The 20,448-nt window shown below is 67.5% G+C and carries 19 protein-coding genes and 1 tRNA gene; 11 read left to right on the top strand and 9 right to left on the bottom strand.

Going from position 1 to position 20,448, the window contains the following annotated elements:
- Positions 1-78: 78 nt before the first annotated feature.
- On the top strand, positions 79-204 hold the full coding sequence (locus OD750_RS00415; protein WP_263544423.1) for a hypothetical protein: 126 nt from the start codon (positions 79-81) through the stop codon (positions 202-204).
- Here OD750_RS00415 and OD750_RS00420 read toward each other — a convergent pair.
- Positions 198-896, bottom strand: a complete 699-nt coding sequence (locus OD750_RS00420; RefSeq protein ID WP_263544424.1) for an alpha/beta hydrolase family protein — start codon at positions 894-896, stop codon at positions 198-200. The genes OD750_RS00415 and OD750_RS00420 overlap by 7 nt on opposite strands.
- Positions 897-1,094: 198 nt before the next feature.
- Between OD750_RS00420 and OD750_RS00425 the strand changes: the two genes are divergently transcribed.
- Together OD750_RS00425 and OD750_RS00430 are read left to right on the top strand one after the other, a co-directional pair.
- Positions 1,095-2,897 (top strand): winged helix-turn-helix domain-containing protein, encoded by a 1,803-nt coding sequence (locus OD750_RS00425; RefSeq protein ID WP_263544425.1) that lies wholly within the window; start codon positions 1,095-1,097, stop codon positions 2,895-2,897.
- Positions 2,898-3,068: 171 nt separating this feature from the next.
- On the top strand, positions 3,069-4,409 hold the full coding sequence (locus OD750_RS00430; RefSeq protein WP_263544426.1) for a hypothetical protein: 1,341 nt from the start codon (positions 3,069-3,071) through the stop codon (positions 4,407-4,409).
- A gap of 33 nt (positions 4,410-4,442) precedes the next feature.
- Here OD750_RS00430 and OD750_RS00435 read toward each other — a convergent pair whose 3' ends face one another.
- The 4 genes from OD750_RS00435 to OD750_RS00450 are packed head-to-tail and all read right to left on the bottom strand — an operon-like array spanning position 4,443 to position 9,477.
- Positions 4,443-5,678 carry an McrC family protein gene (locus OD750_RS00435; protein WP_263544427.1) on the bottom strand — a complete coding sequence of 412 codons (1,236 nt, stop codon included), beginning with the start codon at positions 5,676-5,678 and terminating at the stop codon, positions 4,443-4,445.
- Positions 5,675-7,507: an McrB family protein gene (locus tag OD750_RS00440; protein ID WP_263544428.1), complete on the bottom strand. Its 1,833-nt coding sequence runs from the start codon at positions 7,505-7,507 to the stop codon at positions 5,675-5,677. Before OD750_RS00440 ends, OD750_RS00435 begins: the two co-directional genes overlap by 4 nt.
- 58 nt (positions 7,508-7,565) lie before the next feature.
- Positions 7,566-7,988, bottom strand: a complete 423-nt coding sequence (locus OD750_RS00445; RefSeq protein WP_263544429.1) for a DNA polymerase III subunit chi — start codon at positions 7,986-7,988, stop codon at positions 7,566-7,568.
- 7 nt (positions 7,989-7,995) lie between these two features.
- Positions 7,996-9,477 (bottom strand): leucyl aminopeptidase, encoded by a 1,482-nt coding sequence (locus OD750_RS00450; RefSeq protein ID WP_263544430.1) that lies wholly within the window; start codon positions 9,475-9,477, stop codon positions 7,996-7,998.
- 233 nt (positions 9,478-9,710) lie between these two features.
- Between OD750_RS00450 and lptF the strand changes: the two genes are divergently transcribed.
- A complete protein-coding gene (lptF, locus tag OD750_RS00455; RefSeq protein WP_263544431.1) occupies positions 9,711-10,847 on the top strand; it encodes an LPS export ABC transporter permease LptF in 1,137 nt (378 codons plus the stop codon).
- Positions 10,844-11,938, top strand: coding sequence for an LPS export ABC transporter permease LptG (lptG, locus tag OD750_RS00460; RefSeq protein ID WP_263544432.1), 1,095 nt, complete (start codon positions 10,844-10,846; stop codon positions 11,936-11,938). The genes lptF and lptG overlap by 4 nt, the downstream gene beginning before the upstream one ends.
- A 7-nt stretch (positions 11,939-11,945) precedes the next feature.
- Here the strand turns inward: lptG and OD750_RS00465 are convergent, their stop codons facing one another.
- Complete coding sequence (locus OD750_RS00465) at positions 11,946-12,383, bottom strand: RDD family protein (RefSeq protein ID WP_263544433.1); 438 nt, start codon at positions 12,381-12,383, stop codon at positions 11,946-11,948.
- A gap of 79 nt (positions 12,384-12,462) precedes the next feature.
- Here OD750_RS00465 and xerD point away from each other — a divergent pair, with 79 nt between their 5' ends.
- Together xerD and OD750_RS00475 are read left to right on the top strand one after the other, a co-directional pair.
- On the top strand, positions 12,463-13,386 hold the full coding sequence (xerD, locus tag OD750_RS00470) for a site-specific tyrosine recombinase XerD (protein WP_263544434.1): 924 nt from the start codon (positions 12,463-12,465) through the stop codon (positions 13,384-13,386).
- A 54-nt stretch (positions 13,387-13,440) separates the two neighbouring features.
- Positions 13,441-13,516, top strand: a tRNA-Thr gene (locus tag OD750_RS00475).
- A 275-nt stretch (positions 13,517-13,791) separates the two neighbouring features.
- Here the strand turns inward: OD750_RS00475 and OD750_RS00480 are convergent.
- From OD750_RS00480 to OD750_RS00490, 3 genes are all read right to left on the bottom strand, one after another.
- Positions 13,792-14,073: a HigA family addiction module antitoxin gene (locus tag OD750_RS00480; RefSeq protein WP_263544435.1), complete on the bottom strand. Its 282-nt coding sequence runs from the start codon at positions 14,071-14,073 to the stop codon at positions 13,792-13,794.
- Between the two features lie 60 nt (positions 14,074-14,133).
- Positions 14,134-14,412, bottom strand: a complete 279-nt coding sequence (locus OD750_RS00485; RefSeq protein ID WP_263544436.1) for a type II toxin-antitoxin system RelE/ParE family toxin — start codon at positions 14,410-14,412, stop codon at positions 14,134-14,136.
- A 631-nt stretch (positions 14,413-15,043) separates the two neighbouring features.
- Positions 15,044-15,265: a hypothetical protein gene (locus tag OD750_RS00490; RefSeq protein ID WP_272841719.1), complete on the bottom strand. Its 222-nt coding sequence runs from the start codon at positions 15,263-15,265 to the stop codon at positions 15,044-15,046.
- Positions 15,266-15,276: 11 nt separating this feature from the next.
- Between OD750_RS00490 and OD750_RS00495 the strand changes: the two genes are divergently transcribed.
- The 4 genes from OD750_RS00495 (at position 15,277) to OD750_RS00510 (ending at position 20,331) form a co-directional block, all read left to right on the top strand.
- On the top strand, positions 15,277-15,807 hold the full coding sequence (locus OD750_RS00495) for a hypothetical protein (protein ID WP_272841720.1): 531 nt from the start codon (positions 15,277-15,279) through the stop codon (positions 15,805-15,807).
- Between the two features lie 435 nt (positions 15,808-16,242).
- Entirely contained in the window at positions 16,243-17,160 is a 918-nt protein-coding gene (locus tag OD750_RS00500) for a hypothetical protein (protein WP_263544438.1), read from the top strand.
- Positions 17,161-17,188: 28 nt separating this feature from the next.
- Complete coding sequence (locus OD750_RS00505; RefSeq protein ID WP_263544439.1) at positions 17,189-17,485, top strand: hypothetical protein; 297 nt, start codon at positions 17,189-17,191, stop codon at positions 17,483-17,485.
- Positions 17,486-17,880: 395 nt separating this feature from the next.
- Positions 17,881-20,331, top strand: coding sequence for a S8 family serine peptidase (locus OD750_RS00510; RefSeq protein ID WP_263544440.1), 2,451 nt, complete (start codon positions 17,881-17,883; stop codon positions 20,329-20,331).
- Positions 20,332-20,448 lie beyond the last annotated feature (117 nt).

Consider the following 20,448-nt stretch of genomic DNA (forward strand, 5'->3'; position numbering starts at 1 on the left):
AGGGGGGCGACGCCGAGGTCTTCATTGCGGCAACGAAAGTGTTCGCCCGTCGCGATCGGTTTCGGCGCGCGCTCGGTTATGCTCGATACGTTCGACTGGCAGGTCGAGGGTTTCTATCTCAAGCGCGGCTATCGCGAGTTCGGCCGTCTCGACGATTTCCCCGTCGGCCACTCGCGCGTGTTTCTGCAAGACGCCCGTCACTGAATCAGATTCGCCTGCAGCACCGACGTGAACCACAACAGTTGATAGTGGTAATAGGCAAACGTATAACTCGACGTCTCGCCGGCGATCGACGAGCTGTGCACGCCGTAGACGATGCACGCGCCGGTCGAGCAGACGATTTCGTCGATCCACGATTTGATCGAATACGTCTTCGTCGCGAGCTTCTTGTTGTAGATGCCGTTGAGCAGCGGGCTGCCGACCGACAGGCCCTGCGCGCCGCACGTCGACGTGACGACATTGAACGGATACACGCCGCAGCTGAGCAGGCCGCGGTACGCGCCGGCGATGCCGACGAACGTGTCCACCTTCGCCGCGAGATTGAGTTTGACGATTTCGCGCGCGAGCAGGGTCACGCCCATCGAATGGCCGATCACGTCGATCTTGCCGGTGCACGACGCCGCGATCGCGGCGTTCAGCGCGTTGGCGACCGGCGTTTCCTCGCTGCCGCTGTGGTCGTTGCAGGCGGGGCACGTCTTGCTGCCCCAGCTCGGCTGGAAGATCTGCGCGTCGGTGTAGCCGCGCGCGCGCAGTTCGACGTAGGTGTTGTCGAAGTCGTCGGGGTAGCCCGAGTTGCCGTGGACGAGAACGACGTTGTCGACGCATGCCGCGTGGGCGGCGCCGAGCGAGGCGAGTGCGAGTGCGACGATTCCTGCAAAGCGCGCGAACGGATGCATGGCGAACCCTCCCGAGGTTGCCGCGCAGCGTAGCGCCGCGTTGTTCGCGGTAAACGTGTACCAAAGTACAGCGGCGGCGGGCGTTGTCCCGCGACAGGGCTTGTTCGTCCGCGGGCAACGCTCGAAAATCCGCCGGACCGACGAGACGGGTTCATCGATGCCGCACGCTTGCCGTCATTCCATCGCACGTCCGCCCGCATGAGTCCCGTCGATTCGACGCGCCCGGCCGCGAGCCGCGTGCTCGGCTATCGCTTCGCCGGCGTCGTGCTCGATCTGAACCGGCATGCGCTGACGGTCGACGACGCGGAAGTCCCGGCGACGCCGCAGATGCTGCAGCTGTTGCAACTGCTGTGCGAAGCCGACGGCCGCCTGCTCAAGCGCCAGGAAGTGTTCGACCGTCTCTGGCCCGGCGGACAGGAGGTGTCCGACGCTTCGCTGTCGCAGCTCGTGTGGCGCCTGCGCGGCGCGCTCGGGCCGTATGCCGAATCGGTCGCGACGGTGCGGCGCAGCGGCCTGCGGCTCGATGCGCCGGTGACCACCGAGTTCGATTTCCAGCGCACGCCGCGCCGGCCGAACGTCGTCGAGCCGCCGGCCGTGCAGCCGCCGTTGCGCGATGTCGACCTCATGCAGGCGCAGCCGCCGCCGCTGCCGCCGGCACCGCCGCCGAAGCGCCGGTCGTGGCGACTGCGCTACGGCCTGCCGGGCGCCGTGATCGTCGTCGTGCTCGCGATCGTCGTGATGCTGTTGCCGCGCAACACCGTCGTCAGCGCCGGCTACGCGCTGTACGCCGACGACCTGCAGGCGAGCCGCGCCGACACGCCCGCGCTGATCGCCACCGCGATCTCGGCCGACAACGCCGGCGAGCGCGTGCGCGCCGAGGCGCTGCTGCGCAGCGTGCACGATGCCGACGCGACGACGCCGGTGCCGGCGCTGATTCTCTCGTGGTGGTCGTCGTTCTCGTCGCCGATCGAGGCCGAGCGCTGGACGCAGGCCGCGCGGCAGCGATTGGGCGCCGACGCCACGCCTTATCTGCGCCTGTTCGCCGACTACTTCACGGCGCGCGCGCTCGATCGGCCGACGAGCGGGCCGCTCAACGCGCTGCTCGATCTGCGACCGCAGGCGTGGTTCCTGCAGTATTCGCGCGCGCACAGCCAGCTCGCGAACCGCGAACTCGCCGGCGCGCTGCGTTCGCTGCAGCAGATTCCGCTCGACATTCCCGATGCGCGCCAGCTCGCCGAAGTGCTCGGCGACCGCGTCGCGCTCGGCGATGCGGCCGCGGCCGACGAGGCGTTGCGCGCGAAGGCGATCGCGGCCGATCCGGTCTTGTCGGCGTATCTGCAGGGCCGCATCGCGTACAGCCGCGGCGATCTTCCGGCCGCGATCGCCGCGTTCGACCGCAGCGCCGGCGTGGCCGAGGAGCACCGCGTCTACGAATACCGGCTGCGCGCGTCGAACTTCGCGGTGCTCGCCGCGCTCGACGCCGGCGCGGCCGACGCGGCGGCGCGCATCGACGCCGCCGTGCGCCTCGCGCGCGAGCAGGATCGCGCCGACATCGCGGCCGAGCTGCGCGGGTTCGAGGCGTTTCTGGCCGCGCGCGCCGGACAGCCCGAGCGTGCCGAAACGGCGCTGGCCGATGCGCGACAGGGCAATTCGTCCGAGTGGTTTCGCGTACCGCTGACGCTGCTCGCGTTGGAAAACGGCCTGGCGCCGCCGTACGACCCGGCCGCGCTCGCGCCGGGCGTGCCGGCGATTCCGGTCTATGGCGGCGTCGCCGAAATCGTGCTCGGCTGGCACGCGTTCGCGCGCGGCGACAAGGCGGAGGCGGGCCGTCAGCTCGACCTCGCGCGCGAACGCGGCATCGCGCGCACGTACCACGCCGAGGATGCCGCGCTGCTCGCGGCGCGCCTCGGACGGAAGGCGGTGCCGTGCCGTCTCGATCCGCCGTATCCCAACAGCCTGCGCCTCACCGCGTGCATCGCGTTGCGCGGCGAAAAACCGTGAGCGCTCAGGCGTCTGCGGCGTCGAGAGATTGCCGAGAGATCGCGTAGAGACAACCGCGAAGCATGAGAGGAACGCCGCTGCGATCGTCGCGGCACCAGACGGCGTTCAGCCGAATGCCGAGTCGCCCCGGCATCGCCGGCGCCGTCTGCGTCCCCACGCAGGAGCTTCCCCATGTCTCATCGGTTCGTATTCGCGCGTCTCGCGCTGTTGCTTTCCACGCTGGCCGGCACCGCCGCGACGCACGCCGCCGGTCTCGTCGACCCACTGTTCGCCGGCAACGGCGTCGCGCGCATCACCGGCACCAACGCACAGGGGCCGCAGTCGCTCGTCGTGAAACCCGACGGCCGTCTCGTGTTCGCCGGGCGGCGGCAGGACGGCAGCGGCATCGTCATCGCCGCACGCAAGCGCAACGGCGCCGTCGACGGCGCGTTCAACGGCGGCAACGTGCTCGCCACTGCGCCGCTCGGCACGGCCTACGGCCCGCGCCTGGCCAACGATGTCACCGGCGACGCGACGATCCTCGCGTACACCGACTTCCAGGCCGGCGTCTATCGCCTCGTGCTGTGCCGCGTTCTTGGCAACGGCACGTTCGACCCGGCGTTCACGATCAGCGGCTATTCCGGTCAGGCCGGCTGCGTGCGTACGAATCCGCCGGCCGGCGCGCCGAACGGCGTCATCGTCGCCGGCGTCGAATTATGGCCGAACGGGAAGATCGCCGTCGGCGGCACCGCCTACAACTACTCGGTGGCGGCGATCGGCAAGCCGTTCGAAGGTTCGCTGTATGCGGGATCGACGCTGAGTCTTTCGACGATTCCGATTCCGCACGACTACGTGATCAACGCGTTCGCGTCGGAGCCGTTCACCGACGTCGTGTATTTCGGCGGCACGATCCGCACCGGCTCGGCCGACACGGCGGGCGTCGTGCTGCGCGTGACGTCAGCGTCGTACCTGACCGCGACGTTCAACCCGAACGTCGTCGCGGACGGCATCGACGACGTGCGCGCGTTCGCGCGGCGGCCCGACGGACGGCTCGTCGCCGCGGTGACCGCCGATGCGCCGAACGCGTCGACGACATGCGTGGCGTACGCGATGGACGGCGGCAATCTCGCGCCGGACCTCGGGTTCGGCCCGAACGGCAACGGCCGGCGTGACGTCGACTTCGGCGCGGGCGTCAGCGTGCGCTGCGACGCGATCGCGGCCGACGCCGGCAACAACGTGTTCGTCGTCGGCACGGCGAGCCTATCGAGCTACGACGCGATGGCCGTGGCGCGGCTGTCGCCGATCGGGCAGAACGATCCCGGCTACGGCGCCGGTGGCAACGTACTGGTGAACACGATCGGCATCGCGCCGACGATGGTTGACGAGCGCGGACTCGCCGCCGGCGTGCAGGAAGGCCGGCTGATCCTCGGGGGATACAGCGAGGCGGCGACGTCGCCGACGCCGGCGACGAGCAGCATGCTCGTCGTGCGGCTGACCGACGACGATCATCTGTTCGTCAGCGATTTCGAATAGAGAAAACCTGTCGTCGAGCAGCGGCGACGAACGTCAATCCCACAGCGGCACGGTGCGCACGGCGACGCGCACCGGCGCCGCCTCGTCGCCGAGTGCGATGTCGAACGTCGGCGGCGCGGCGCGCAGCGCGCGGTCGGGCTCGGGATAGACGAGTTCGATGCGGCGACAGCGATAGCGCACCGCGTACGCGAGCATCTGGTGCACGTCGTCGCGCGACACGCCCCAGTTCCGCGCGTCCGGGTCGAGCCGCTTCCACTTCGCGTCGACGATGCGGGCGACGTCGTCGGGTGGGTCCGCGTGCGACACCGCGACATCGGGTTGCAGCGCGAACGCCTCCTCGCCGCCGCGTACGGCCAGCGCGCGACGGTGGCCGTGCGTTCGCACGACCTCGTTTTCGCCGGCGTTCTTGCGTTCTAGCCGGCCGACGTACGACTCGAACAACCGGTTCATGTCGAACAGCAGTGCCGGCGTCGGCGTATCGCCGGTGGCGAGCGCGGGACTGTGGAGCGACAACAGCAGCTCGCACCAGCGCAGCGCGGGCGCGTAGTGACGCGTCGTGCGGTCGCGCGGCAGGCGCGCGACGTCGCCCGCGCGCATCGGCACAGGGGCGGCGCCCGCGTAGCGCGCGAACGTTTCGAGCCAGCGCGTCTGCAGCGACGGCTGCCGGATCCAGTCGCGGCATGCGTCGAGCGCCGCGCGGATCGCGCGGTTGTACGGGTTGTCGGCGTCGAAGTCGTCGTATTCGCAATGCGCGAGGTGCGGCCGTGCGATGCGGCGCAGCGCGTCGCGGCGCGCGAGGTAGCGGCCGCGAATCACGCGCAGGTCGTCGACGCGGCCGACGTAGCGCGCGAGCAGTCCGCGCCGCGCGCGTTCGAGCGCGGCGTCGAGAAACGCGTCGATGAACACGTCCAGCAGCGGTGCGCGAGCGGTGCGCTGGGCAGCGTCGCCGACGCGCGCGATCGTCACGGCGCGCGCGCCGTGCAGCATGCGCAGAAGCACGGCGCGGGCTCGCGCGACGTCGTCGTCGCCGACGCGTTCGGCCATGCCGATCTTCGGCAGCACTTCGACCACGCAGGATTTCAGCCGCACGATGCCGCAGTACTGCGCGAACCTGACGCCGCCGACGGTACGCACGCAGATGCCCGGGCGCCGTGCGTTGACGGCGAGCAGCGCGTTCGCGTCGGCGTCGGTGAGTGGCGCGCCGCTGGCCGGGTCGCCGACCGCGACCGTTTCGTGCTCGAGCGCGACGACGGTCCGCGGCGCGGTCACGGTGGCGCGTCGTCCGGTGTCGCGCCGTACAGCGCCATGATGTCGCGCTCGGTCCACGCCGCGGGGTCGCCGGCGACGAAGCCGCGCCGCGGCTCGTCGCCGACGTCGAGCCGCGCGTTCGCGAACAGCCGCGCCGGGTGCAGCGTGCGCACGCGGAAGAACGGCGAATCCTTCGCGTCGCCGGTCAGCGCGAGGCTGACTTTGTCGAGATCTTCAAAAAAGTACTCGTGCAGCAGCGGAATCACGCGCTCGGCGAGCACTTTGCGCAGATCGTCGATCGTCTCGACGCCGATGAAATACGCGTGGCCGATCGCGTGGTCGCGGTCGCGCAGGAATTCCAGGCGTTCGTTGATCCGCGCGAGCAGCGCCGCGAGGTCGATGCGGCCGACGAAGCGCGGCTTTATCAGCGCCGGGTCGGGCGCGCATTCGACGAACGCGAAACGGCGGCGCAGCGCGACGTCCATCATCGCGATCGAGCGGTCGGCGGTGTTCATCGTCGCGACGATGTTGAGATTGTCCGGCACGCCGAGCGGTTCGTCGGTGTTCGGCAGCGTCAGCCAGACGCCGTTCTTCTCCGGTTCGCTGCCGGCCGGAACGCGTTTGGACGGTTCGATCGCGGTGATGAGTTCGCCGAACACCTTGGCGACGTTCGCGCGGTTGATCTCGTCGATGAACAGCCAGAATTGCCGGCCCGGTTGCGCGTGCGCCTTCTCGCACAGCTTCAGGAACGGCCCCTTCTCGTAACGCACGCGCACGTGGCCGTCGCTGCCGCCGACCGGCCGCAGGCCGCCGACGAAGTCCTCGTACGCGTAGCTCGGGTGGAATGCGACGAACGCCCATTCCTCGTTTCTTTCGGCCGCGTCGTCGCGGTATTCCTGCAATTGCCAGGTCTTGCCGGTGCCGGGCGGGCCGTACAGGATCACGTTCGTCGTCGGCCGGATCGACGGAATCTGGTCGGTCGCGTCGTAGGCGACCGCGCGAGGATCGTCGACGAGGCCGGTCGTCGGCGGCACTTCGAGCAGTTCCGGCCGCAGCGTCGCGACCGGGGCATCGTAGTGGTCGACCTTGCCGGGATGCCGTGCTTCCAGTTCGGCGCGCAGATCGGCGAGCGCGCGATCGAGCGCGACGCGGTCGTCGTAGTAGGCGTCGTTCCAGCGCTTACTCTCGCGCATGACGGCATGCTTGTCGGTCTGGCTGAAAATGCGCTCGAACTGATCCGGAAACAGTACGTGGTTGAGCACGTGATAGAACTGCCTGCCGGTGTTCGACGGTACCTTGACGAGCCACGCCGCGAAGGCCCAGCTGTCACGGAGCAGCGCCTCGCGTTCGTCGCGCGGTTTGGCGACGAACTCCGCGAACGCCTCGACCGCGAAAACGATCTCTCTCCACAAGTGGTTGTTGTAGCCTTGTCCGGCGCCGCCGAGCCCGGACAGCACATCGTCGGCGAGGAAAGGCGACGCATCGGGGAACGGCCGCGGCGGATTGAAGTTCCAGATTCGCCGTATGCGGTCGATCTTCGTTTCCGGCCGCGGATTGCCGGGGCCGCCGCCGGTGCCGAGCTGCACGATCCAGAACACCTCGCACATCAGCGCGATGTCGAGCGGCGCGCAGTCCGCGAGCTGCGACTTGAGTTTCTCAAAAAAATTGCCGGTGCCGACGTCGAGCCGGTTGACGTAGTTCTCGATCAGCGCCTTGAAGTGCGGCGGCGTCCACAGGTTCGTGCCGTCGAGAAACAGCGACGCCTGGTCGACGAGGCAACGCTGCTTGAAGCGCTCGGCCGCGTCGAAAACCGCCGGCGCGTTCGGGTAGTGCGGGTTGTATCGGCTCATGCCGGCCTCGCTGCTCGGGAACGGCAGTCTCCCGAAAACCGGCACGGCGCGCTACATGTCACATATCAAACTTCTTCAACTCGAAGCCTGCGTGCTTGTACGTCTTCCACCGCTCACGCGACCCGAGCCGCTGCGATTCGTCGGCCGGCACCACTTCGAGCACGCGTTCGAACAGGCCCGGCGCGCAGTCGTCGCGCAGGTTGATCACGAGGGGGCGGTCGGCGGCCGGCGTTTCGGGCGAGGCGATCAGCACCGGCGTGATGTCGTCGTCGTCGTCGCCGGCGATCTGGTGCGGAATGAACGCGTCGTCGTCGAACTCCCACAGCTTGCCGTCGATCTCCTCGGCCTGTTCGAGCGACCGCGCGAGGATCAGCGTCGGCTGCCCGCTTGCGTGCGCGCGCTTGGCGAGCTCGCACACGAGCAGCAGCGGATCTTCGCGAAAGCGCGGCTTGTCGATCAGGTAGAAATCGGCGCGGGGCATCGACGACTTACGCGCAGCGATCGACGAGATACTGCACGAGCAGCGGCACCGGGCGGCCGGTCGCGAGGCCCTTGCGGCCCTCGTCCCATGCCGTGCCGGCGATGTCCAGATGCGCCCAGCGCTGGCCTTCGGTGAAGCGCGCGAGGAAGCAGCCCGCCGTGATCGCGCCGGCGTTCTTGCCGCCGATGTTGGCGACGTCGGCGAAGCCGGAGTCGAGCTGGCTCTGGTAGTCGTCCCACAGCGGCAGGCGCCACGCGCGGTCGAGCGTCGCGTTGCCGGCGTCGAGCAGCTGCGCGGCGAGTTCGTCGTCCTTCGTCATGAGGCCCGAGGCGTGCTTGCCGAGCGCGATCACGCAAGCGCCGGTCAGCGTCGCGGCGTCGATGATCACCTGCGGTTGAAATTTCTGCGCGTAGGTCAACGCGTCGCAAAGAATGAGGCGGCCTTCGGCGTCGGTGTTGAGCACTTCGATCGTCAGGCCCGACATGCTCGTGAGCACGTCGCTCGGACGATACGCGTTGCCGTCCGGCATGTTCTCGACCGCGGCGAGGATGCATACGATGTTCAGCGGCAGCTTGAGCTTCACCGCCGCGAGGAACGTACCGAGCATGCCGGCCGCGCCGCACATGTCGAACTTCATTTCCTCCATGCCCGGGCCGGGCTTGAGCGAGATGCCGCCGGTGTCGAACGTGATGCCCTTGCCGACGAGCGCGAACGGACGCGCGTCGCCGCCGCCGTTCCAGCGCAGCACCACGAGCTTGGGCGGATTGGCCGAACCCTGCGCGACGCCGAGCAGCGAGCCCATGCCGAGTTCGCGCATCTGTTCGCGTTCGAGCACTTCGACGACGACGCCGGGATGCTGCTCAGCGATCTTGACCGCTTCGCTCGCGATGTACGCCGGATTGCAGATGTTCGGCGGCAGGTTGCCGAGTTCGCGCGCGCAGCGCACGCCGGCGGCGATCGCGGCGGCGGCGTCGAGCGCGGCCTGCGCGTCGCCGTTCGCGGCGAACGCGAGCGCGCCGAAGCTGTCGCCCTTGGGCTTTTCCTTCGGCTTGAACGTGGCGGTGTAGCGGTACGCGACGTAGTCGGTCGCGAGCGCGGCGACGCGCAGCTTCCACGCCATGTCGCGGCCCGGCACGTCCACTTCGGCGAGATACGAGACGGCCGAGACGATCGGCAGCGTCTTGAGCGTGCGCGCCGCTTCGCTCGCGACCCGCGCGTAACGCGCGCCGTCGAATTTCTTCTGTTCGCCGAGGCCGACCACGACGACGCGCGGCGCGGCGATGCCGGCCAGCGCGAACAGCACGTGCGAGGTGCCGAGCTTGCCGCTGACGTCGCCCGAGTCGATCAGGCGCCGGATCGCGCCGCCGCTCGCCTCGTCGATGCGCGCGGCGGCGCCGGTGAGCATCTTTTCTTCGTACACGCCGACGACGACGCAAGGCGCGCCGGTGGTTTCGGAGGGCGTATCGGTGGCGGAAAACTGAATCGTCATGAACTTTGGACCGTCGGCGGTGGCCGGCCGGAGCGCGCAGTTGCCGCGCCGCTGCGGAAGGCCGGTTAAACTTGAGGGGCTTTGGGCTTGTGCGGCGAGCGGCACAAGTCGCCCGATTATTGCACAGCGCAGGCGCGGGATCGGCACGCGACCGCGACCAAGGTCGCATGCCCGCGACGTTTGCCGCCATCCGATGAGTCGAAGGAACCGAACGATGCACGACCCGAGGCCGCATGCTCCGCATCATTGATCGATATCTCCTGCGCGAGCTGGCCTTCGGCTTCCTGGCGACCGCCGCGGTGCTGCTGGTCGTGACGCTCGGCGGCACGATCGCCGACATCCTCAACAAGGTGGCGCGCGGCCGACTGCCGCCGAACGTGATGTTCGAGCTTTTGGGCCTGCGCACGCTCGACGCGATGACCGTGCTGCTGCCCGTCGCGATCTTCCTCGGCACGCTGCTCGCCTACGGCCGGCTCTGGCGCGACAGCGAAATGGCCGTGCTGCAGGGCGCCGGCCTGCCGCTGTCGGGCCTGCTGCGCCCGCTCGCGCTGCTCGCCGTGCCGGTGACCGTGCTGCTCGCGCTGGTGTCGTTCTGGCTCGGTCCGGCGGCGGTGCGGCTGTCGTACACGCTGGTCGAGGAAGCGAACCGCTCGATGGTCGTCGCGGGGCTCGAACCGGGCCGCTTCGTCGAACTGCCCGGCCGCGGTGCGGGCGTCATCTTCGTCGGGCAGATGAGCACGAACGGCACGAAATTCGAGCGCATGTTCGTCGAAACCGAGCGCCAGGACGGCGAGGACGTGCGCATGGACGTGATCACCGCCGAACACGGCGAGCTCAAGCACGAGAGCGACAACGAAGGCCGCTACCTCGCGCTCACCGACGGCTTTCGCGTCGAAGGCCGCATCGGCCACGACGATTTCCGCCTGCTGCGCTTCAAGGGCAACGACGTCGCGCTCGCGGCGAACGAATCGGATACGACGCCCGACAACGTCAAGCGCGCGGCGCCCACCGGCGATCTCGTCGGCAGCACCGATCTCGTGCAGAAGGCCGAGCTGCACTGGCGCCTGTCCGCGCCGGTGTCGGCGCTCGTGCTGGCCCTGCTCGCGCTGCCGCTGTCGCGCTCGAGTCCGCGCGAATCGCGGTACGGTAGCCTGCTCGTCGCGGTGCTGTGCTATCTCATCTTCGCCAACTGCCTGGCGCTCAGCCGCACGTGGATCGCCACCGGCAAGCTCGCGCCGTTCGTCGGCATGTGGTGGGTGTACGTGCCGACGGCGCTGATCGCCGCGTGGCTGATCTGGCGCGGCGAGCGCGTGCGCCGGCCGTCCGGCCGACCCGTCGCCGCCGCGAAGCCGGCGAAGGTGGCCCGATGATCCGCCTCAAGAAAGTCGATCGCCTGATCGCGATCTCGGTGCTGTCGGCCGTGCTGATGACGTGGGTGCTGCTCGTCGGCCTCGATGCGTTCTTCACGTTCGTCGGCAATCTCGGCGACATCGGCAAGGGCAACTACGGGCTGACGTCGGCGGTGATCCAGGTGTTGCTGACGGTGCCGCGGCGCGCGTACGAATCGTTCATCCACGCGGCATTGATCGGTTCGCTGCTGGGCCTCGGCACGCTCGCGGCCACCGGCGAACTCACGGCCCTGCGCGCGGCCGGCATGTCGAAGCTGCGCATCTGCGCGTCGGTCGCGACGGCGCTCGGCGCGATGATCCTCTTCGTCGCGCTGATGGGCGAAACCGCGGCGCCGGCCGGCGACCAGCGCGCGCAGCAGCTCGAAATGCAGGCGAAGTCGAACGACATCTCGATCGCGAAGGGCTCGGGCCTGTGGGCGCGTGACGGCGAGACGTTCATCAACGCCAAGCAGGGCACCACGCGCCAGACGCCCGAAGGCCGCCTCGTGCAGCTCTCCGACGTGCGCGTATTCGACTTCGCGCCGGGCGGCCTGTTGCGTTCGATCGCGATCGCCAAGCGCGCCGAGCATCGCCAGGGCGCGTGGACGATGCACGACGTGCGCCGCACGGTGTTCGAAGGCACGTCGGCGAAGAGCACGGAAGAAAAGACGGCGCAGTGGTCGTCGGGGCTCGATCCGCGGATGCTCGCGCTGTCGATCGTGCATCCGGAGTATCTGTCGACGCGCGATTTGTCCAGAAGTATCAACTATCTCAAACGCAACAACCAGGAAGCGCAGACGTTCGAGATCGCGTACTGGGCGCGCGTGTTCTGGCCGCTCAACGTGCTGCTGCTGGTGCTGTGCGCGCTGCCGTTCGCGTTCGGCACACTGCGCACGGGCGGGCTCGGCAAGCGCATCTTCATCGGCATCGTCGTGGCGATGATCTGGTACTTCATGCAGCGCGCGCTGGTGAATCTCGGCGCGGTGTACGGCATCAATCTCGCGGTGGCGAACCTGATACCGGCGCTGGTGCTGGTGGCCGGCGCGACGCTGTACTTCCGGCGCGCTACCTAGCGGCGCGCTACTTGGCCTTGGGCGGCTTCGGATAGCGCACGAGGCGCGTCTTCGCCGCGATGTCGTGCCACGCGCGGCGGTCGGGATCGTAGAGGCACCACAGAAAGCCGATGCACGCGGCGGCGAACGACACGATCGCGACGCCGAAGCGCAGCGTACTCGCCGCATACGTCGGCGAGGCGCCGTTCGCGTCGACGACGCGCAGGCGCCACGCGCGCATGCCGATCGTCTGCCCGCCGTTGCGCCACGACAGCACGAAGTAGCCGCCGATGACCACGAGCAGCGAGAGCCGGTACCACCACGCGTGATAGTCGAGCGTGCCTTGCGTGGCGAGCATCGCGAGCGCGCCGGTGGCGAGCAGCAGGGCGAGCACGGGAAAGAGATCGTACAAGGCGGCGGCGATGCGCCAGCCGAGCGGCGCGGGGTAGGGCTGCGGCGTATCCATGGGCATAAAGGCGACGATGACGGCGCGCAGCCTCGCGGTTTACGCTGCACACTGCAAGTACCGCTGGCGAAAATCCCTGATGTCGACGATTCCCTCCGCTCCGATCACGCCCGCCGACCGAACCGCGATCGACAGTTTTCTCGAACGCGCCTGGTCGGAGTTCGGCCTGTCGGACAACACGCTGTCGAGTTATCGCAGCGATCTCGAAGGCTTCGCGCGCTGGCTCGCGTCGCAGGGCGGCACGCTCGCGACGTGCACGCGCGAGACGCTGTTCCGCTATCTCGCGGTGCGCAGCGAAGCGAAATACACGGCGCGGTCGAACGCGCGGCTGCTCTCGAGCCTACGGCGCTACTACAAGCTGATGCAGCGCATCGGCAGCGTGAAGGACGATCCCACGCTGCTGCTCGACGCGCCGAAACTGCCGCGCGCGCTGCCGAAGGCGCTGAGCGAGGGGCAGGTGGAAGCGCTGATCCGCGCGCCGAACATCGAAACCCCGCTGGGCCTGCGCGACCGCGCGATGCTGGAACTCTTGTACGCCACGGGCCTGCGCGTGACCGAACTCGTCACGTTGCGTGCCGACCAGGTGAACCTGCGGCAAGGCGTGCTGCGCGTGACGGGCAAGGGCGGCAAGGACCGGCTGGTGCCGATCGGCGAGGAAGCGCAGGACTGGCTCGAACGCTACGTCGCGCAGGCGAGGCCGCAACTGGCGCGCGGCAAGGTGGCCGAAGCGATCTTCCTGTCGAATCGCAGCGATGCGATGACGCGCCAGATGTTCTGGACGATGGTGAAGAAGCACGGGATGGTCGCCGGCATCGACAGCCGCAAGATTTCGCCGCACGTGCTGCGCCATTCGTTCGCGACGCACCTCTTGAACCACGGCGCCGACCTGCGCGCGCTGCAGCTCTTGCTGGGCCACAGTTCGCTGTCGACGACGCAGATCTACACGTACGTCGCGAAGGAAGGCCTGAAGCGGCTGCATGCGCAGCACCATCCGCGGGGCTGAACGCGGCGCGGCGGTTTGCCGCGGCGGGGCGGGGCCGCCTACAATCGCGGCCGGGCCGGCATAGCTCAGCTGGTAGAGCAACTGATTTGTAATCAGTAGGTCACGGGTTCGATTCCTGTTGCCGGCACCATTCCTTTCAACGGGTTACGCCGTCCCTGGCGCTGCGCGAAGCACCACCCCGTAAAATTCCTCGAAAAATTCCCGCCGGTTTCCTGCAGCTTCGACGGGTCGACAGCGGCACGCTCAGGTCGTACACATCTAGCATTGCCGCCGAGCGGTGGCCGCTGGCCTCCTGCTTGTCGGCACGGTTGCCGGGCGTGTCAGTGATACCCCGGCGCTTGAGGCTGGCGTCGATCTCGGAATAAACGAAGCCCGCCGATTGACGGGCTTCAGAATTCGATGGTGTTACGCGATCTTGTAGATGGGTTCGACGTGTTCCTTGAACTCTCTTTCGGCATGCCAGATGTCGTACTGAGCCTGCATCGAAAGCCAGAATCCAGGAGTCGTTCCCAATGCCTTGCTAAGCCGAATATCCATTTCTGCGCTGACGCTAGCTCGTCCGTTGACGACGCGTGACAGCGCCGGCCTGGTGACGCCAAGCCTTTCGGCCGCGTCAACGAGAGTGGTTTCGCTCAGCCACTCGGCGAGAATCTCGCCCGGGTGGGGCGGATTGTGCATGCGGCTCATAGTCCTCTCTTCTCTCTGCTTCATCTTCTAGTAGTGGGATCGATCGGAAGGTTCGCTGGGTTAGTGATAGTCCTGATAGTCGACGAGGATGGCGTCTGTTCCTTCAAACCTGAACGTAAGTCGCCAGTTTCCATTGACTGTTACGGACCAGTGGTCGGCGAGCTTTCCCTTGAGCTTGTGGAGCTTCCAATTCGGGACATCCATGTCGTTTGGACCGGAAGCGTTGTCGAGAGCGGCCAATTGCCTCCGAAGCTTCGTCGCGTGCGCCGGTTGAATCTTGGCGGTGCTTCCAGTCTGGAAGAACTGGCGCAGTCCTTTGTGTTCCCAGCTCTTGATCATCTGTATAGCGTATAGTTACGGTATACGAATCATGGCGTGCATATGCACAGATTGCAAGAACTGGCGGTAAGTTCGCTTGTTGCTCGCTCAGACAATCCCGCGCGAGATAGACGAGCATGCGAAATCTTCCGTGAGATGTGGCTCACGGAACGAGACGAATCGAAGTTGCAGAAGAAGCTGGAGCCATCTACGCAGCGGGCTTTTTTGCGAGGGGCTATCGCGACTGCGCGACAAGGGTCGCGACGAGCGGTGTAGAACAATCCGAACGACCGATCCACGAACCCCGCCCTGAGCGGCGGAAATTGGACACCCGGAATTTGCCTGAGCCGCGGGGACCAAGACTCGCGGAGGTAAAACGACTGGCGAAACTGGCGGATTCTGCCCGTCCGCGACTGCCACGAACCCACCGGTCGGCAGCTGCGCCAGATCGGTGTACTTCGCCGGCATCGGCCTGAGCCGACACTCGTGCGACTTCACCGGCTGCCGGCCACGAGGCCGGTCGATACCCAACCTTGGGCAGTGGCAGCTCACCGGCCGAAAGGGCCGCGTTTCGAACGCGACCCATGGCAGCATTCCCGCCCGTTTGTCGTTCGACCTGTCAGGCCCATTCGCCTCTCGAGAGCGCCGGGCTTCAATCCATCGTCGGGAGAAATCTGCATGCGTTGCGCTGTTCGTCTTTTGCTGGGAATGCCGTTGCTGTCGGAGTCGGCAGTGCGCTGGCCGCGATTGTGCCGTCGCCGGCCCAGGTGGATTTCCGGGACCAAGCCGTCAACACCACCAGTGAGCCGATGGCGACGACGTTCACGAACACGGGCAGCCAGGCTGAGACCGTAACGGCCGTGTCGGCGGTCACCCTGGACGCCTTTGCGCGCGTCGGCGGCACCTGCGGCGAGCCGCCCTTTTGCCCTCGCGCCGCAAGCCAGCTGCACGATCGAGCACACCTTCACGCCCTACTCGGTCCAGGCCTACTACGGTTATGCCCACCTCACGCTGGCCGGGGGGCGCGTCGACTACGGGCTGGCCGGTCAAGGCAACGTGGCATACCTGGAAATCGTGCCGTCGAGCCTGAGTTTCTTTCCCGTGCCGGCGGGCGCGATCTCGGACGAGCTGACGGTCTATCTGAGAAACACCCGGCCCGTGGGAATGGTGGTCACGCGAATCCTCGTGCTCGGCCCGGATGTCGACGCCTTCGTGCGCACGGGCGGCAGCTGCCCTGACCAGACGCCGTTCCCCTGGGCTGCCATCGCGTCGTGCACGATGACCTACCGGTTCGTGCCCGATCACGTCGGACCGCACTCGATGAGCGTGAGCATCTACGGCTCCGGCAGCTTTGGCTTTGGGCTGAGCGGTGACGGTTTGCCGGAAGTACCCCTGTTCGTCGACGGCTTCGAGTAGCTGTTGACTGTGTGTGCATCTGCCGCTCCATGAAGCGCGGGGCAAACGGCGGATGACTTTGGAGGTATCTTCTCTGTCGCATCCCGCGGTATCGCCCGGCAGCTCGCGACGGGCGAAGAATTCCGTTGCCGCGGCGAGCAACGGAACGAATGCGAGTTTTTCGCAAGCTTCTCGCCCGGTAACTTTTGCCGAAAGTATACATATCTTGACGCCTTCCCCTGTTCCCACCGCCGGCGCCGAGATCGGCGTTCGTGGTCCGGGGACGCACATGCGCTGAACGCGGGCGACTTTTTCAACGCTACGACGCCTGCGCGGCACGCAGTGGACGACCCTGGTTCGTCGGCCGGCGAGCGCAGCAAGATCCGAAAAGCGGGTGCGAGGAATGTCCCGATGACGACAGTTGGATCGGCGACTGCGACAACTCCGGAGATTCCTATGCGCTGGGCTCTGATTCTCTTCATTTCTATGGCGCTGGTTGCGTCGACCGGCTGTGGACCCGCGATTCGTGGCGGCCCTCCCTCGACGCTCGATGCACCGATCGACGATGGCGGCGGCACCCCATCCGAAATGCAGCTGTCGGCGGCAGGCAGCGAACTCCTGGCCGCGGACACAGATGCCGAGCGCAACGACGTGCTCGCGAGGCGTCTCGTCCTGATCGATCAGGTGTACGAGGTCTATATCTCGGACCTCCGCAGAGACAAGGCCGTAATGGACTTGGCAACGGGTCTGGCGGGACTCGCCATCGGAGTCGCCGGTACCCTGACCGACGGCGTTACGGCGAAGACCAACTATGCGGCGGCCGGCACGTTGTTGTCTGGAGGGGTTGCGATAGTCGACCAGACGCTCTTCTACGAGCAGACGGTGCTTGCGCTGGTTTCTGCGATGGATGCGAATCGCGCACAGGTGCGGCTGTCCATCGAAAAGAGCATGGCCAAAAGTATCGTCGAGTATCCCGGCCGCAACGCTTTTCGCGACCTCCAGGCATACGAGCGTGCGGGCACGCTGCTCGCGGCCATCGCCTATGTGGGTGCGACGGCGAGCGGCATTCAGTCGGATGCCGAGGCGGAGCTGAAGAACGTTCGCGACATCGTGAAGCTGACCCCGCAGCAAATCGACCTCAAGGCGTGTTCGACGCGAAGCCTGTTCGCAACGAACCCGAAACGGACGGCGCCGGCGCTTCTGCAAGTTGCCGAGGCGCTTGGCGTGGACGTTCCAGACGCGGACAAGTCGGACGCCACCAAGATCGCCGCTCAACTGCGTTCGTGGAATCGCGATACCGATGCTGCAGGCGTCGCGAGGCTCAACAAGGCACTCGCCGATGCCAGTGTCCTCATCGATTGCACGGCACGGTGAAAGACGATCTTTCTCATAGGAGACGACGATGTACTATCGAACCATTCCGACAAATCTCAACGTCGCCGACATCACGCTGTTGATAACCGGCGAAGAGGCGGGCGGATCGAAGTTCGTTGAAAACAAAGTGACGTTCCTCAAGACATCGGCCAGCAAGAGCGGCGCCGTCAAAAACATGGCCAAGTTCATCGAGCTCGATGACAGCATTCCGCCGCCGCCGGTGGTCATCGTCAACGGCGATGCGGCGCCCGCCGGCAAGGCGCTGCAATGGACCGGTCCCATGCTCGTGAAGGGCACGATGACTATCGTCGAGCTCTACCGCTGAAGACGTCAGGTTTGCGAGAGGGTGCCGCGCGGTGAATCGCGCTTCGCCCTCTTTGCGACGGCTCGACAAGGTGCGCCTCATTTTCCGCCGCGAACAGACGAAACCGATGTACGGGCCCACTTCTTTACCTCGTCGTCGAGACGGGCGAGATCTTGCGTCGCGGCTTTGAGTGCCTTCGAGTCACGTGCCTCCCGCGTGCCTTCGAGATCCCGGATCTCGGCCTGCATGGCCGCATACGCCAGCTTTGCAAAAAAGTACCGGGGCGCGGCCGAATCATGCGCAAGACACCGGGTGCCGAGCGTACGGATTCGACGCGATTAACTTCCTGTTTACACCGGAAATCCGTACTTTTCTTCTCCCGGGCGCCTCGAAGCCGGCAGCCCTCGGAGAATTGCGTGAAGGTAACCCCGTGCCGTTGCCGGCTGTTCCTCGCGCTGGCGTTCGCCTGCGCCTGCGCGCGGGCGCAAGTCGGCGTCTCGCCGCGCTTTGACGCCGACTACGTGCTGTCGCCGCGCGGCGCGCAGCCCGACGGCGGCGTGCGCGTATACGACTACGGCGCATTCGCCCTGTGGCGTCTCGACGCGGCCGGCCGCAAGCGCTCGCCTGGCGCCGAGCGTCGCATCGACCTGCCGTCCGGCTGGTTCGTGCCGCGCGCGGACGATGCGAAGCGCTCGGCGACGCCGGTCGGAACTGGCGTCTACGTCGTGCAATTCGTCGGTCCGATCGTCGACGAGTGGCTCGCCGACCTGCGTCGCGCCGGTGCCCAACCGTTGCAGTACGTCGGCGAAGACGCCTATCTCGTCGTCGCCGACGCGAAGGCCGGGGTCGCACTCGCGCAGGCGGCCGAACGCGGCGAGCCGATGCGCTACAGCGCGCCGCTCGCGGCCGATCGCAAGATCGCGCCGAATGCAGCGCAATATGCCGGAGCGCATCCGCAGGCGCGCCTGCGCGTGACCGTCGTCGTCGCCGACCACGCCAACGCCGCCGCAACGCGCGACCGCATCCGCGCGATGGACGCGACGGCGGGCGAGCGCCGATGGAGCGACCTGCGCGGCATGCACGCGCTCGACATCGACGTTCCGGCATCGCGCGTCGCCGACATCGCCGCCCTCGCCGACGTCGTCACGATCGGCCTGCACACGCAGCGGCGCGCGTTCGACGAGAAGCAGACACAGATCATGGCCGGCGCGTTCAACGCGGCGCGCACCGCACCGGCGGCGCCCGGTTATCGCGAGTGGCTCGAGTCGCTCGGCTTTTCGACGAATCCGGCCGACTATCCGATTCTGGCCGTCGTCGACGACGGCATCGGCGACGGCACGACCGTCGCCGGTGCGGGTGATCCGAACTTCACCACGAACGGCGCCGGCATCGAGTCGCGCATCGTCTACGCGCGCAGCTGTTATGGCCACGTGCCCGCCAGCCGGCGCGGCCACGGCCATCTCAATGCATCGATCGCGGCGGGTTACGACGACCGCAGCGGCTTTCCGTATCGCGACCCCGACGGCTTTCGCCGCGCCGAAGGCGTCAATCCGTGGGCGCGTCTGGCGAACATCCAGATACTCGAGCCCGGCTACAACACGTGTACCGAGGAGGACGGCGAGATCGGCGTGCAGGCGGCCCAGGGCGTGCGCATCTCGACGAATTCGTGGGGCTCGGCCGAGATGGCGCCGGACCTGTGGCAAGCGTACGACGACCGTTCGCGCGCCTACGACATCGCCACGCGCGACGCCACGCCTTCGACCGCGGGCCATCAGCCGATCACGTTCGTGTTCGCCGCCGGCAACCATGGCCCCGGACCGCACTCGGTCGCATCGCCCGCGAACGCGAAGAACGTCGTCGCGGTGGGCGCGTCGGAGAACGTCCGCCCGGCCGACGAGGACGGTCCGTGGATCGATCCGCGCTGCACCGACGGCCCGTTCGTCGCCGACAACGCGATGGACATCTGGGCGCTGTCGTCGCGCGGCCCGGCGATCGGCGGCCGCGTGAAGCCCGAGCTCGTCGTACCGGGCGTGCGCATCCAGGGCAGTGCGAGCACGTCGCCGGAGTACGACGGACAGAGCGTCTGCCAGAAATACCATCCGGACCACCAGACCGAACTGACCGTCGCGAACGGCACGAGCCTCGCGGCGCCGGCGGTCGCGGGCGCCGCGACGCTGCTGTACCGGTTTCTCGAGACGAGGCTCCTGCGCGCCGAACCGAGCCCGGCGCTGATCAAGGCGTACCTCGTCGCCCACACGACCTACCTCACCGGCGAGGCCGCGAACGACACGCTGCCGTCGCCGACCCAGGGCTACGGCATGCCCAATCTCGGTGCCGCGTTCGCAGTCACGACAGCGCGCCTGCTGATCGACCAGACGCAGGTTTTCGGCGCGCCCGGCGAAACATACGTACTGCAGGGCGCGATCGCGGACGACACGCAGCCCGTGCGCGTGGTGCTGACGTGGACCGACGCGCCGGGCGCCGTCAATGCGCAGTCGCCGTCGGTCAACGACCTCGATCTCGTGGTGCAGGCAGGCGGCGCCGAGTACCGCGGCAACCGGTTCGCCGGGCGCTGGAGCGTATCCGGCGGCGCCGCCGACGCGGTGAACAACACCGAGGCGGTCTTTCTGCTGCCCGGGACCCGCGGGCCGATCCGCGTCACCGTGGCGAGCCGCAGCGTTGCCGGCGACGGCGTTCCGGGCAACGCCGACGCGACCGACCAGGACTTCGCGCTCGTCTGCACCAACTGCACGCCGTCAACGCGCGCGAACGGTCCCGCGCCGGCGCTACGGCCGGTGCCGGCCTTGCCGCGCGCAACGGGGCCCGCGCCAATCGCCGGCGCGGCGATCGGCGAACCCGCGCGGTAGCGAATCGTTGTAAACAAAGAATCATTCCGCATCGAACAGCATTCTCGAACGGTTCGATGCGGTGAATTTTTGCATAGATCTTCATCGGAGGCATCCCGCGGCGTTGACCCGCACGCC

Source organism: Tahibacter soli, from assembly GCF_025717065.2.
Taxonomy (GTDB): domain Bacteria; phylum Pseudomonadota; class Gammaproteobacteria; order Xanthomonadales; family Rhodanobacteraceae; genus Tahibacter; species Tahibacter soli.

Excerpts from the sequence above, each read along its gene's own strand:
- OD750_RS00415 (WP_263544423.1), top strand. The coding sequence starts at position 79 with ATGCTCGATACGTTCGACTGGCAGGTCGAGGGTTTCTATCTCAAGCGC.
- OD750_RS00420 (WP_263544424.1), bottom strand. The coding sequence starts at position 896 with ATGCATCCGTTCGCGCGCTTTGCAGGAATCGTCGCACTCGCACTCGCC.
- OD750_RS00425 (WP_263544425.1), top strand. The coding sequence starts at position 1,095 with ATGAGTCCCGTCGATTCGACGCGCCCGGCCGCGAGCCGCGTGCTCGGC.
- OD750_RS00430 (WP_263544426.1), top strand. The coding sequence starts at position 3,069 with ATGTCTCATCGGTTCGTATTCGCGCGTCTCGCGCTGTTGCTTTCCACG.
- OD750_RS00440 (WP_263544428.1), bottom strand. The coding sequence starts at position 7,507 with ATGAGCCGATACAACCCGCACTACCCGAACGCGCCGGCGGTTTTCGAC.
- OD750_RS00445 (WP_263544429.1), bottom strand. The coding sequence starts at position 7,988 with ATGCCCCGCGCCGATTTCTACCTGATCGACAAGCCGCGCTTTCGCGAA.
- OD750_RS00450 (WP_263544430.1), bottom strand. The coding sequence starts at position 9,477 with ATGACGATTCAGTTTTCCGCCACCGATACGCCCTCCGAAACCACCGGC.
- lptF (WP_263544431.1), top strand. The coding sequence starts at position 9,711 with ATGCTCCGCATCATTGATCGATATCTCCTGCGCGAGCTGGCCTTCGGC.
- lptG (WP_263544432.1), top strand. The coding sequence starts at position 10,844 with ATGATCCGCCTCAAGAAAGTCGATCGCCTGATCGCGATCTCGGTGCTG.
- OD750_RS00465 (WP_263544433.1), bottom strand. The coding sequence starts at position 12,383 with ATGGATACGCCGCAGCCCTACCCCGCGCCGCTCGGCTGGCGCATCGCC.
- xerD (WP_263544434.1), top strand. The coding sequence starts at position 12,463 with ATGTCGACGATTCCCTCCGCTCCGATCACGCCCGCCGACCGAACCGCG.
- OD750_RS00480 (WP_263544435.1), bottom strand. The coding sequence starts at position 14,073 with ATGAGCCGCATGCACAATCCGCCCCACCCGGGCGAGATTCTCGCCGAG.
- OD750_RS00485 (WP_263544436.1), bottom strand. The coding sequence starts at position 14,412 with ATGATCAAGAGCTGGGAACACAAAGGACTGCGCCAGTTCTTCCAGACT.
- OD750_RS00500 (WP_263544438.1), top strand. The coding sequence starts at position 16,243 with ATGCGCTGGGCTCTGATTCTCTTCATTTCTATGGCGCTGGTTGCGTCG.
- OD750_RS00505 (WP_263544439.1), top strand. The coding sequence starts at position 17,189 with ATGTACTATCGAACCATTCCGACAAATCTCAACGTCGCCGACATCACG.